Source organism: Pseudomonas sp. NyZ201, assembly GCF_049860765.1.
GTDB classification, from domain to species: Bacteria; Pseudomonadota; Gammaproteobacteria; order Pseudomonadales; family Pseudomonadaceae; genus Aquipseudomonas; species Aquipseudomonas bharatica.
Map to the genome: position 1 here is coordinate 891104 of NZ_CP187557.1, position 12617 is coordinate 903720.

Below are 12617 nucleotides of genomic sequence, written 5' to 3' on the forward strand. Positions count from 1 at the left end.
GGCTGACATGACTTCACAGCAGTACCCAACCCGGTTGCCTTGCGGCAACCGGGTTCTCGACCTTTCCCGTACCCATGTCATGGGTATCCTCAATATCACTCCGGATTCCTTCTCCGATGGCGGCCGCTTCACCCAGCGTGATGCGGCCTTGCGTCATGCCGAGACAATGGTTGCGGCAGGAGCGACGCTGATCGACGTCGGTGGCGAGTCCACTCGGCCCGGTGCGCGGGTGGTGACGGCGCTCGAAGAGCTGGAGCGCGTTGCGCCCATCGTCGAAGCACTCAATCGCGAGCTGGATGTGGTGATCTCAGTGGACACGTCCACGCCGGCGGTCATTCGCGAGTCGGCGCGGCTGGGGGCTGGGTTGATCAACGATGTCCGCTCGCTGTCACGGGATGGCGCCCTGGATGCGGCGGCGGCCACCGGCTTGCCGGTATGCCTGATGCATATGCGCGGGGAGCCCGGGAACATGCAGGACGACCCGCATTACGAAGACGTGACTGCCGAGGTTGGCCGCTATCTTGAAGCGCGTATGGCTGCCTGTGCGGCGGTCGGCATCGAGGCGGAACGCATTATTCTTGATCCGGGCTTCGGCTTTGCCAAAACCCTGGAGCATAATCTTAGTCTGTTCAAGCACATGGACAGCTTGCAGCGCCTGGGACGCCCGCTGTTGGTGGGCGTTTCACGCAAGAGCATGATCGGCCTGACCCTCAACCGGCCAGTAAACGAGCGGATGTACGGCAGCCTGGCGCTGGCTGCCTTGGCGATGACAAAAGGGGCCGCGATCCTGCGTGTCCATGATGTCGCTGAAACCGTCGATGTCGTACGGATGATCGCCGCAGTACAAAACGCCGAATAAAGAATGACGGAGCATTTATGAGCAGAAAATATTTTGGTACCGACGGCATTCGCGGCCGCGTCGGGGAATACCCGATCACCCCTGATTTCATGCTCAAGCTTGGCTGGGCGGCGGGCATGGCATTCCGCAAGCAGGGCAACTGCCGGGTACTGGTGGGCAAGGACACGCGCATTTCCGGGTACATGTTCGAGTCGGCGCTGGAAGCCGGGCTGTCCGCCGCCGGGGCGGACGTCCTGCTGCTGGGTCCGATGCCGACCCCGGCCATTGCCTATCTGACCCGGACCTTCCACGCCGAAGCCGGTATCGTGATCAGCGCGTCGCACAATCCGCACGACGACAACGGCATCAAGTTCTTCTCCGGGCAGGGCACCAAGCTGCCGGATGAGGTCGAACTGATGATCGAGGAGTTGCTCGACCAGCCGATGACCGTGGTCGAGTCCAGCAAGCTGGGCAAGGTTTCGCGGATCAACGATGCGGCGGGCCGCTATATCGAGTTCTGCAAGAGCAGCGTGCCGAGCAGTACCGACTTTTCCGGGCTCAAGCTGGCCATCGACTGTGCCCACGGCGCAACCTACAAGGTAGCGCCCAGCGTGTTCCGGGAGCTGGGCGCCGATGTCACTTTGCTTGCCAACCAGCCCGATGGGCTGAATATCAACGAAAACTGCGGCTCCACCCACATCGAGTCATTGCAGGCGGCGGTCCTGGTCGGGCATGCCGACCTCGGCATTGCCTTCGATGGTGACGGTGATCGCGTGCTGATGGTGGATCACACCGGTGCCATCGTCGATGGTGACGAACTGCTGTTCATCATCGCTCGTGATCTGCAGGAGCGCGGCAAGCTGCAAGGTGGCGTGGTCGGGACGCTGATGAGCAACCTTGGCCTGGAGCTGGCCTTGAAGGACCTCGACATTCCGTTCGTACGTGCCAAGGTCGGCGACCGCTATGTCATGTCCGAGCTGCTCGAGCGCGACTGGATCATCGGCGGCGAGAACTCCGGGCATGTCGTGTGCTGCAGCCACACCACCACCGGCGATGCGATCATCGCGGCATTGCAGGTGCTGATGGCCCTCAAGCGTCGCGGCGAGACCCTGGCACAAGCCCGCCAGGCCGTGCGCAAATGTCCGCAGGTGTTGATCAACGTGCGTTTCGGCGCCAGCAAGGTCGACCCGCTGGAGCATCCTGACGTGAAGGCTGCTTGCGAGCGTGTCACCGAGGAGATGGCCGGGCGTGGCCGCGTGTTGCTGCGCAAGTCCGGAACAGAGCCTCTGGTGCGCGTAATGGTCGAAGGTGACGACGAATCCCAGGTGCGTGGCCATGCCGAAGCGCTGGCAAAACTGGTAAGTGAAGTTTGCGTTTGATTTACGCTTGCCAGTGATGAATTGGTTGGGTAACATCTGCGCCCACTTTGACCCACGAGGTAAAGCATGCGTCGCCCAATGGTAGCTGGTAACTGGAAAATGCACGGTACCCGCGCCAGCGTCGCTGAGCTGATCAAGGGCTTGAGCAATCAGGTCCTGCCGAGCGGTGTTGATGTCGCGGTGTTCCCACCGAGTCTGTTCATCAGCCAGGTGATCGAGGGGCTGGAAGGCAAATCGATCGTGGTAGGTGCGCAGAACGCTGCGGTGGAGTCCCAGCAAGGGGCTCTGACCGGAGAGGTGGCGCCGAGTCAGTTGGTCGATGCCGGTTGCAAGCTGGTGTTGATCGGTCACTCGGAGCGGCGGCAGATCCTGGGCGAGCAGGACTCGACCCTGATCCGGAAGTTCGCAGCGGCACAGTCCTGTGGCTTGAAGCCAGTGTTCTGTGTAGGGGAAACCCTCGAAGAGCGTGAAGCGAACAAAACGCTCGAGGTTGTGGGGCGTCAGTTGGACAGTATCATCGACCAACTGGGTATTTCTGCTTTTGCAGATGCGATTATCGCTTATGAGCCTGTATGGGCCATCGGCACTGGCCTGACGGCCACTCCGCAACAGGCGCAGGATGTGCATAAAGCCATTCGCGACCAGTTGGCGGCGAAGGATCCGGAAGTTGCGCAAAATACGCGGCTTCTATACGGCGGCAGCGTGAAGGCGGCCAATGCGGCTGAGCTGTTCGGCATGCCGGATATCGATGGGGGCCTGATTGGTGGGGCTTCCCTGAACGCAGACGAATTCGGTGCAATTTGTCGCGCCGCAGGAAACTGAAAAATGCTGGAAACAGTTATTGTCGTTCTTCATCTGTTGGGCGCACTGGGCTTGGTAGTACTGGTTCTGCTGCAACAGGGTAAAGGTGCGGAAGCGGGTGCATCTTTCGGCGCAGGTGCTTCAAATACTGTGTTCGGAAGCCAAGGTTCCGCTACCTTTTTGAGTAAGTTTACTGCTATACTAGCTGCCTCTTTCTTCTTAACTGCTCTTGGGTTAGGATACTTTGCTAAAGAGAAAGCTCATCAGCTGACTCAAGCAGGTTTGCCAGATCCAGCGGTTCTGGAAGTACAGCAGAACAAACCGGCAACAGATGATGTACCGGTGCTCCAGGGGCAACAGCAACAGAAGAACGAAGCTGGCAACAACAGCGATGTTCCTCAGGCTCCAGAGCAGAAGTAACGGGTTTCAAAGTAGTATTGCCGAGGTGGTGGAATTGGTAGACACGCAACCTTGAGGTGGTTGTGCCCATAGGGTGTAGGGGTTCGAGTCCCCTTCTCGGTACCAATTGAAGCATGGGAGCCCGCACTAGCGGGCTTTCTTGCAGGTGGAGGTTGATTGACCCTCCCGGGGTTCGGTCGTATACTTTCGCCCCAGCTTTGTCGCGGGGTGGAGCAGTCTGGTAGCTCGTCGGGCTCATAACCCGAAGGTCGTTGGTTCAAATCCAGCCCCCGCAACCAGTTTTAGCGGAGCCCCTTTTCAGGGGCTTTTTGTTAGCTAAACAGTTCTCAGGCGCCACATTCCACGGCGCATTTCACGATGGGCGCTTGCCCATTTTTTATTTGCACAGCATGCACGAGGGGGTTCAGGTGTCGAGCAAGCTAGAACAGTTGCAGGCCTTGTTGGCCCCGGTAGTCGAAGCGCTTGGCTATCAATGCTGGGGGATCGAGTTCATTTCCCAGGGCAAGCATTCGGTACTGCGTATCTATATCGACAAAGAGGACGGCATCCTGGTGGATGACTGCGAAGTCGTCAGTCGCCAGGTCAGCGGTATTCTGGACGTTGAAGATCCCATCAGCACCGAATACACCCTGGAAGTCTCCTCTCCTGGCATGGATCGCCCGCTGTTCACCCTTGAACAGTTTGCTTCGCATGCCGGCGAACAAGTGAAAATCAAGCTGCGTACGCCCTTCGAAGGTCGTCGTAACTTTCAAGGCCTGATCCGTGGTGTTGAGGAGCAGGATGTCGTGGTCCAGGTGGACAATCACGAATTCCTGCTGCCCATCGACTCGATCGACAAGGCCAACATTATTCCCAGTTTTGACTGAGACATGCCGGAGCTGCGGTTGACGCGGTTCCAATGGCTTGCGAAAGGCGAGGCGTACGATGAGCAAAGAAGTACTGCTGGTTGTTGAGTCGGTATCCAATGAAAAGGGTGTACCGGCGGGCGTGATTTTCGAAGCGCTGGAGGTGGCCCTGGCCACTGCAACCAAAAAACGTTTTGAAGACGAAGTCGACCTGCGTGTGGAAATCAACCGCCACACCGGTAACTACGAGACCTTCCGTCGCTGGACCGTGGTCGAGGACGAAGACCTCGACGATCCGGCCATCGAGCTGGCGGTAGACCAGGCCCAGGCCAAAAAGCCGGGCGCAGTGGCGGGCGACATCATCGAAGAGAAGATCGAGTCCATCGAGTTCGGTCGTATCGCAGCCCAGACCGCCAAGCAGGTCATCGTGCAGAAGGTTCGCGAAGCCGAGCGTGCACAGGTCGTCGACGCTTATCGCGAGCGCCTGGGCGAAATCATCTCCGGCACCGTGAAGAAGGTGACCCGCGACAACGTCATCGTTGACCTGGGTAACAACGCCGAAGCCCTGCTGGCTCGCGAAGACATCATTTCCCGCGAGACCTTCCGCGTCGGCGTTCGCGTTCGTGCGCTGCTCAAGGAGATCCGCACCGAGAACCGCGGTCCGCAGCTGATCCTGTCGCGTACCGCGCCGCAGATGCTGATCGAACTGTTCCGCATCGAAGTGCCGGAAATCGCCGAGGGCCTGATCGAAGTGATGGGTGCGTCCCGCGACCCGGGCTCCCGCGCCAAGATCGCCGTCCGCTCCAAGGACAAGCGTATCGACCCGCAAGGCGCCTGCATCGGCATGCGCGGTTCGCGCGTCCAGGCCGTTTCCGGCGAACTGGGTGGCGAGCGGGTCGACATCGTGCTTTGGGACGACAACCCGGCGCAGTTCGTCATCAATGCCATGTCGCCTGCCGAAGTGGCGGCGATCATCGTTGATGAAGACGCCCACGCGATGGACATCGCCGTGGCTGCCGACAACCTGGCCCAGGCCATTGGCCGAGGTGGCCAGAACGTGCGCCTGGCGAGCCAACTGACCGGCTGGACCCTGAACGTGATGACCGAATCGGACATCCAGGCCAAGCAGCAAGCCGAGACTGGCGACATCCTGCGCAACTTCATCGAAGAGCTGGAAGTCGACGAAGAACTGGCCCAGGTGCTGGTTGACGAGGGCTTCACCAGCCTTGAAGAAATTGCCTACGTACCGCTGGAAGAAATGCTCAACATCGATGGCTTCGACGAGGAAATCGTCAACGAGCTTCGCGCTCGGGCCAAGGACCGCCTGTTGACCAAAGCCATCGCTACCGAGGAAAAACTGGCAGACGCCCACCCGGCCGAAGACCTGCTCTCCCTCGAGGGCATGGACAACGACCTGGCAGCGGAACTGGCGGTGCGCGGCGTGGTTAACCGCGAAGACCTGGCCGAGCAGTCGATTGACGACCTGCTCGACATCGACGGCATCGACGAAGAGCGTGCCGGCAAGTTGATCATGGCCGCCCGAGCCCACTGGTTCGAGTAAGCAGGCTGGCCTGAGGAGAGAAGTGCATGACGCAAGTCACGGTGAAAGAATTGGCCCAAGAGGTCGCTGCACCGGTAGAGCGCCTGCTGCAGCAGATGCGTGAGGCAGGTCTGCCGCACACCGACGCCGGTCAGCTGGTGAGCGATAGTGAAAAGCAGGCTCTGCTGACCCATTTGAAAAGCAGTCACAAGGCGAAAGTGGAAGAACCGCGCAAGATCACCTTGCAGCGCAAGACCACCAGCACCCTGCGTGTTGCCGGCAGCAAGAGCATCAGCGTAGAAGTACGCAAGAAGAAGGTTTTCGTCCAGCGCAGCCCGGAAGAGATCCAGGCCGAGCAGAAACGCGAGCTGGAAGAGCGTCGCGCCGTCGAAAACGCAGCCCGGGAGAAGTCCGAGGCCGAAGCGCGTCAACGCGCCGAGGAAGAGGCTCGTCGCCAGGCGGCTGCCGACAAGGCTGCAGCGCCCGCAGCGCCAGCTCCGGTCGCCCAGCCAGCCGCTCCGGCGCCTGCCCCGGCAGCTGTCGAGGCTGCTGCTCCGGCTCCGACCGCCGACCGCAAGAAAGACGACAACCGTCGCAACGACCGCACCCGTGACGACGACCGTCGCGGTGGCGAGCGTCGCAACGAAGCGCCGCGCGTTTCGGTCAAGGTCAAGGAGAAAGAAAAAGCTCCGACCCCACGTGCTGCCCCGCGTACCACCGACGAGGAAAGCGATGGCTTCCGTCGTGGCGGCCGCGGCAAGGCCAAGCCGAAGAAGCGCAACGCCCATGGTTTCCAGAGCCCGACCGGTCCGGTTATCCGCGACGTGACCATCGGCGAGACCATTACCGTCTCCGAACTGGCGCAACAGATGTCGGTCAAGGCCGCTGAAGTCGTCAAGTTCATGTTCAAGCTGGGCACTCCGGTGACCATCAACCAGGTGCTCGACCAGGAGACCGCTCAACTGGTCGCCGAAGAGCTGGGTCACAAGGTTACCCTGATCAGTGACACCGCCCTGGAAGACTCCCTGGCCGAATCGCTGAAGTTCGAAGGCGAGAGCGTTTCCCGTGCGCCGGTCGTGACCGTCATGGGCCACGTCGACCACGGCAAGACCTCGCTGCTCGACTACATCCGTCGTGCGAAGGTCGCTGCCGGCGAGGCTGGTGGTATCACCCAGCACATCGGTGCCTACCACGTGGAAACCGACCGCGGCATGGTCACCTTCCTCGACACCCCGGGCCACGCCGCGTTTACTGCCATGCGTGCCCGTGGTGCCAAGGCTACCGACATCGTGATCCTGGTGGTTGCGGCGGACGACGGCGTGATGCCGCAGACCGTCGAAGCCGTCCAGCACGCCAAGGCTGCCGGCGTACCGCTGGTGGTTGCGGTGAACAAGATCGACAAGCCGGGTGCCGACCTCGATCGCATCCGCAACGAACTGGCCGTTCACGGCGTGACCTCCGAGGACTGGGGTGGCGACACTCCGTTCGTCAAGGTTTCGGCGAAGATGGGTACCGGTGTCGACGAACTGCTCGAAGCCGTTCTGCTGCAGGCCGAGATCCTCGAGCTCAAGGCGATGCCTACCGCTCCAGGTCGTGGTGTCGTGGTCGAATCGCGTCTGGACAAGGGCCGCGGCCCGGTCGCTACCGTGCTGGTTCAGGACGGTACCCTGCGTCAGGGCGACATGGTCCTCTGCGGCTCCAACTACGGTCGCGTTCGCGCCATGCTCGACGAGAACGGCAAGCCTGTTAAGGAAGCCGGCCCGTCGATCCCGGTCGAGATCCTCGGCCTGGACGGCACTCCGGATGCCGGTGACGAACTGAGCGTTGTGGCTGACGAGAAGAAGGCCCGTGAAGTCGCGCTGTTCCGCCAAGGCAAGTTCCGCGAAGTCAAACTGGCTCGTGCTCACGCCGGCAAGCTGGAAAACATCTTCGAAAGCATGGGCCAGGAAGAGAAGAAGACCCTCAACATCGTCCTCAAGGCCGACGTTCGTGGTTCTCTCGAAGCCCTGCAGGGCTCCCTCGGTGGCCTGGGCAACGACGAAGTTCAGGTTCGTGTGGTCGCCGGCGGTGTCGGTGGTATCACCGAGAGCGACGCCAACCTGGCGCTGGCTTCGAATGCGGTCCTGTTCGGCTTCAACGTGCGTGCCGATGCCGGTGCGCGCAAGATCGTCGAGCAGGAAGGTCTGGATATGCGTTACTACAACGTGATCTACGACATCATCGAAGACGTCAAGAAGGCCCTGACCGGCATGCTCGGCAGCGATGTTCGCGAGAACATCCTGGGCGTCGCCGAAGTGCGTGACGTGTTCCGTTCGCCGAAGTTCGGCGCCATCGCCGGTTGCATGGTCGTGGAAGGTACGGTCTACCGTAACCGCCCGATCCGTGTACTGCGCGAAGACGTGGTTATCTTCGAAGGCGAGCTGGAATCGCTGCGTCGCTTCAAGGACGACGCGTCCGAAGTCCGTAACGGCATGGAGTGCGGTATTGGCGTCAAGAGCTACAACGACGTCAAGATCGGCGACAAGATCGAGGTCTTCGAGAAAGTCCAGGTGGCTCGTACGCTCTGATGCGCGAGCTTGGAAGCGCCAGGCAGGTGGCCGCATGGCCCCGCTGGATGCTCTGAACGCAACGCCCGGTCAGGCTTCATGCCTGGCCGGGCGTTTGCCGCTTTAGTTACAGGTAGCAAGACATGGCAAAAGAATATAGCCGTACCCAACGTATCGGCGATCAGATGCAGCGCGAGCTGGCCCAGCTGATTCGTCGTGAAGTGAAAGACCCGCGCGTCGGCCTGGTCACCATCACCGCCGTCGATGTCAGTCGCGATGTCGGCCATGCCAAGGTGTTCATCACCGTCATGGGCCAGGAAGGCGACGATGCGATCCAGCAAAGCCTGAAGGTCCTCAATTCCGCCGCCGGCTTCCTGCGCATGCAGCTCGGTCGCGAAATGAAGCTGCGCAGCGTGCCGCAACTGCATTTCCACTATGACGAAAGCGTCAGCCGCGGTGCCCACCTGTCGGCCCTGATCGAGCGCGCCGTTGCCGAGGACAGCCTGCACCAGAGCGCCGACGCTCCGGACAGCGACAAGGAGTAACCGGTGGCCCAGGTCAAACGCATCCGCCGTAACGTCAGCGGCATCATCCTGCTCGACAAACCATTGGGGTTCACGTCCAACGCCGCGTTGCAGAAGGTCCGCTGGCTGCTCAACGCCGAGAAGGCCGGACACACCGGCAGCCTCGATCCGCTGGCTAGTGGCGTTCTGCCGCTGTGCTTTGGCGAAGCCACCAAGTTCTCCCAGTACCTGCTCGATTCCGACAAAGGCTACGAGACGGTCATGCAACTGGGTCAGACCACCAGTACTGCGGATGCCGAAGGCGAAGTGCTGCGCACCCGCGATGTGACCGTTGGTCGCGCGGACATTGAAGCGGTTCTGCCACGATTCCGTGGTGAAATCAGCCAGATACCGCCGATGTACTCGGCTCTCAAGCGTGATGGCCAGCCGCTGTACAAACTGGCCCGTGCAGGGGAAGTAGTGGAGCGTGAAGCGCGTTCTGTTACTATTACCCGCTTGGAACTGCTGGAGTGCGAAGGCACCCGGGTTCGCCTGTCGGTCGGCTGCAGCAAAGGCACGTATATCCGCACCCTGGTCGAGGACATCGGCGAGGTACTGGGCTGTGGTGCTTATGTAGCGGAACTGCGCAGGACCCAGGCCGGACCGTTCGAGCTGGCCCAGACCGTGACCCTCGAAGAACTCGAGGCGGCCCACGCCGAAGGTGGCAACGAAGCGATCGATCGCTTCCTGATGCCCTCCGACAGCGGTCTGCAGGACTGGCCGTTGCTGCAGTTCTCCGAGCACAGTGCTTTCTACTGGTTGCATGGTCAGCCGGTACGTTCGCCGGACGCGCCGAAATTCGGCATGGTCCGCGTTCAGGATCACAACGGTCGCTTCATCGGTATCGGTGAAGTGAGCGAAGACGGGCGCATCGCGCCGCGTCGACTGATTCGGTCGGAATGATCGAAACCGTCAGTGCAGGGCCTTGGCCAGGTACTGGGGGACACGAGGGTGGCTGTCAACAGGCATGGTCACACCTCATTTTCTTAATACAGGGCTTGTCCCTGGCCTGTTGGGAACCTTCGGGTTTCCGTTGATTTGGAGAAAGCCAAATGGCACTCAGCGTTGAAGAAAAAGCTCAGATCGTTGCCGACTATCAGCAAGCCGCCGGCGACACCGGTAGCCCGGAAGTGCAGGTTGCCCTGCTGACCGCCAACATCAACAAGCTGCAAGGCCACTTCAAGGCCAACGGTAAAGACCACCACTCCCGTCGTGGCCTGATCCGCATGGTTAACCAGCGTCGCAAGCTGCTGGACTACCTGAAAGGCAAAGACACCACTCGTTACAGCGCCCTGATCGGTCGTCTGGGTCTGCGTCGCTAATAGCGGCCCGACCAGTGGTGTGCGCGGCGTACTGCGGTCGTCAGCCGGGGGCTTCGGCTCCCCGGCACGCGAACGCACCCCGCGTATCCGAGAGGTTGGTTGGCTGTTCCGCCGGAGCGCTTAGCGCGATGGCAGGGCAGGCTCCCAACCTCTAGTTTTATCTGGACGGTCAATGGGGCCGATTCCCCGTTCTGCCCAAGAATTCGCAAGAACCAGTTCCCCCAAGTGCAACTGAAGAGAAGGTAGGAAACCGTGAACCCGGTAATCAAGAAATTCCAGTTCGGTCAATCGACCGTAACCCTCGAAACGGGCCGTATCGCCCGTCAAGCGTCCGGTGCCGTACTGGTCACCGTCGACAATGATGTCACCGTGCTGGTCACCGTTGTCGGTGCCAAGCAGGCCGACCCGGGCAAGGGCTTCTTCCCGCTGTCCGTCCACTACCAGGAAAAGACCTACGCCGCCGGCAAGATCCCTGGTGGCTTCTTCAAGCGTGAAGGCCGTCCTTCCGAGAAAGAGACCCTGACCTCGCGCCTGATCGACCGTCCGATCCGTCCGCTGTTCCCAGAAGGTTTCATGAACGAAGTGCAGGTCGTCTGCACCGTCGTTTCCACCAGCAAGAAGACCGATCCGGACATCGCTGCGATGATCGGTACCTCGGCAGCGCTGGCCGTCTCCGGCATCCCGTTCGAAGGCCCGATCGGCGCTGCCCGCGTTGCCTTCCACGAAAGCACCGGTTACCTGCTGAACCCGACCTACGAGCAACTGGCTGCCTCCAGCCTGGACATGGTCGTGGCCGGTACTTCCGACGCCGTACTGATGGTTGAATCGGAAGCCAAGGAACTGACCGAAGACCAGATGCTGGGCGCCGTGCTGTTCGCCCACGACGAATTCCAGGCCGTGATCCAGGCCGTCAAGGAATTCGCCGCCGAAGCCGCCAAGCCGACCTGGGACTGGAAACCTGCGGTTGCCAACACCGAACTGCTGAACGCCGTTCGTGCCGAGTTCGGCGAAGCCGTTTCCCAGGCCTACACCATCACTGTCAAGGCCGACCGTTACGCCCGCCTGGGCGAGCTGCGCGACCAGGCGGTCGCCAGGTTCTCCGGCGAAGAAGGCCAGCCAGGCGCTGGTGAAGTGAAGGACATCTTCGGCGAGATCGAATACCGCACCGTTCGCGAAAACATCGTCAACGGCAAGCCACGTATCGACGGCCGCGACACCAAGACCGTTCGCCCGCTGAACATCGAAGTCGGTGTTCTGCCGAAAACCCACGGTTCCGCACTGTTCACCCGTGGCGAGACCCAGGCCCTGGTCGTTGCAACCCTGGGTACTGCCCGTGACGCACAGTTGCTGGACACCCTGGAAGGCGAGAAGAAAGACCCCTTCATGCTGCACTACAACTTCCCTCCGTTCTCGGTGGGCGAGTGTGGTCGCATGGGCGGTGCAGGCCGTCGCGAAATCGGTCACGGCCGTCTGGCCCGTCGTTCGGTCCAGGCCATGCTGCCGGCTGCCGACGAATTCCCGTACACCATCCGCGTCGTATCGGAAATCACCGAATCCAACGGCTCCAGCTCCATGGCTTCGGTCTGCGGTGCTTCCCTGGCCCTGATGGACGCCGGTGTACCGATGAAGGCGCCAGTTGCCGGTATCGCCATGGGCCTGGTGAAGGAAGGCGAGAAGTTCGCCATCCTGACCGACATCCTGGGTGACGAAGACCACCTGGGCGACATGGACTTCAAGGTCGCCGGTACCGCCAAGGGCGTTACCGCGCTGCAGATGGACATCAAGATCAACGGCATCACCGAAGAGATCATGGAAATCGCCCTGGGCCAGGCCCTTGAAGCGCGCCTGAACATCCTCGGCCAGATGAACCAGGTCATTGCCCAATCGCGCAGCGAGCTGTCGGAAAACGCGCCGACCATGATCGCGATGAAGATCGACACCGACAAGATCCGTGACGTCATCGGCAAAGGCGGCGCGACCATCCGTGCCATCTGCGAAGAAACCAAGGCTTCGATCGATATCGAAGACGACGGCTCGATCAAGATCTTCGGTGAAACCAAGGACGCCGCTGAAGCTGCACGCCAGCGCGTACTGAGCATCACCGCCGAGGCCGAGATCGGCAAGATCTACGTCGGCAAGGTAGAGCGCATCGTCGACTTCGGTGCCTTCGTCAACATCCTGCCGGGCAAGGACGGCCTGGTGCATATCTCGATGCTGAGCGACGCTCGTGTCGAGAAGGTCACCGACGTGCTGAAGGAAGGCCAGGAAGTCGAAGTGCTGGTACTGGACGTGGACAACCGCGGCCGTATCAAGCTGTCGATCAAGGACGTTGCTGCTGCCAAGGCATCGGGCGTCTGAATCCT

General features: G+C 60.9%; 11 protein-coding genes and 2 tRNA genes. All 13 read left to right on the top strand.

The genetic code is table 11. The features are described 5' to 3' along the window. Nucleotides 1-7 precede the first annotated feature (7 nt). The 13 genes from folP to pnp all read left to right on the top strand — a co-directional run bounded on the left by folP (nt 8) and on the right by pnp (nt 12612). Nucleotides 8-859, top strand: coding sequence for a dihydropteroate synthase (folP, locus tag ACPFMA_RS04075; protein WP_064303364.1), 852 nt, complete (start codon nt 8-10; stop codon nt 857-859). Nucleotides 860-876: 17 nt separating this feature from the next. Further along, nucleotides 877-2217, top strand: a complete 1341-nt coding sequence (gene glmM, locus ACPFMA_RS04080; RefSeq protein ID WP_425929724.1) for a phosphoglucosamine mutase — start codon at nt 877-879, stop codon at nt 2215-2217. 66 nt (nt 2218-2283) lie between these two features. Next, a complete protein-coding gene (gene tpiA / locus ACPFMA_RS04085) occupies nt 2284-3039 on the top strand; it encodes a triose-phosphate isomerase (protein ID WP_064303365.1) in 756 nt (251 codons plus the stop codon). Nucleotides 3040-3042: 3 nt separating this feature from the next. Further along, nucleotides 3043-3438 carry a preprotein translocase subunit SecG gene (gene secG, locus ACPFMA_RS04090; protein WP_009404297.1) on the top strand — a complete coding sequence of 132 codons (396 nt, stop codon included), beginning with the start codon at nt 3043-3045 and terminating at the stop codon, nt 3436-3438. A gap of 19 nt (nt 3439-3457) precedes the next feature. After that, nucleotides 3458-3543, top strand: a tRNA-Leu gene (locus ACPFMA_RS04095). Between the two features lie 96 nt (nt 3544-3639). Beyond that, nucleotides 3640-3716 (top strand) — tRNA-Met (locus tag ACPFMA_RS04100). Between the two features lie 129 nt (nt 3717-3845). Then, nucleotides 3846-4304, top strand: a complete 459-nt coding sequence (rimP, locus tag ACPFMA_RS04105) for a ribosome maturation factor RimP (RefSeq protein ID WP_009404298.1) — start codon at nt 3846-3848, stop codon at nt 4302-4304. A 58-nt stretch (nt 4305-4362) separates the two neighbouring features. Continuing rightward, entirely contained in the window at nt 4363-5844 is a 1482-nt protein-coding gene (gene nusA / locus ACPFMA_RS04110; protein ID WP_009404299.1) for a transcription termination factor NusA, read from the top strand. A gap of 26 nt (nt 5845-5870) precedes the next feature. Beyond that, a complete protein-coding gene (gene infB, locus ACPFMA_RS04115; RefSeq protein WP_064303366.1) occupies nt 5871-8390 on the top strand; it encodes a translation initiation factor IF-2 in 2520 nt (839 codons plus the stop codon). Between the two features lie 122 nt (nt 8391-8512). Then, complete coding sequence (rbfA, locus tag ACPFMA_RS04120) at nt 8513-8914, top strand: 30S ribosome-binding factor RbfA (RefSeq protein WP_009404301.1); 402 nt, start codon at nt 8513-8515, stop codon at nt 8912-8914. A 3-nt stretch (nt 8915-8917) separates the two neighbouring features. Further along, nucleotides 8918-9835 (top strand): tRNA pseudouridine(55) synthase TruB, encoded by a 918-nt coding sequence (gene truB, locus ACPFMA_RS04125; RefSeq protein ID WP_009404302.1) that lies wholly within the window; start codon nt 8918-8920, stop codon nt 9833-9835. Nucleotides 9836-9984: 149 nt separating this feature from the next. Further along, a complete protein-coding gene (rpsO, locus tag ACPFMA_RS04130) occupies nt 9985-10254 on the top strand; it encodes a 30S ribosomal protein S15 (protein ID WP_009404303.1) in 270 nt (89 codons plus the stop codon). 252 nt (nt 10255-10506) lie between these two features. Further along, entirely contained in the window at nt 10507-12612 is a 2106-nt protein-coding gene (gene pnp / locus ACPFMA_RS04135; RefSeq protein ID WP_009404304.1) for a polyribonucleotide nucleotidyltransferase, read from the top strand. The last annotated feature ends 5 nt before the right edge of the window (nt 12613-12617 follow it).

Bases quoted from the DNA above. Each gene is read 5' to 3' on its own strand.
- rpsO (WP_009404303.1), top strand. From the start codon at position 9,985: ATGGCACTCAGCGTTGAAGAAAAAGCTCAGATCGTTGCCGACTATCAG.
- glmM (WP_425929724.1), top strand. From the start codon at position 877: ATGAGCAGAAAATATTTTGGTACCGACGGCATTCGCGGCCGCGTCGGG.
- secG (WP_009404297.1), top strand. From the start codon at position 3,043: ATGCTGGAAACAGTTATTGTCGTTCTTCATCTGTTGGGCGCACTGGGC.
- folP (WP_064303364.1), top strand. From the start codon at position 8: ATGACTTCACAGCAGTACCCAACCCGGTTGCCTTGCGGCAACCGGGTT.
- nusA (WP_009404299.1), top strand. From the start codon at position 4,363: ATGAGCAAAGAAGTACTGCTGGTTGTTGAGTCGGTATCCAATGAAAAG.
- infB (WP_064303366.1), top strand. From the start codon at position 5,871: ATGACGCAAGTCACGGTGAAAGAATTGGCCCAAGAGGTCGCTGCACCG.
- tpiA (WP_064303365.1), top strand. From the start codon at position 2,284: ATGCGTCGCCCAATGGTAGCTGGTAACTGGAAAATGCACGGTACCCGC.
- rbfA (WP_009404301.1), top strand. From the start codon at position 8,513: ATGGCAAAAGAATATAGCCGTACCCAACGTATCGGCGATCAGATGCAG.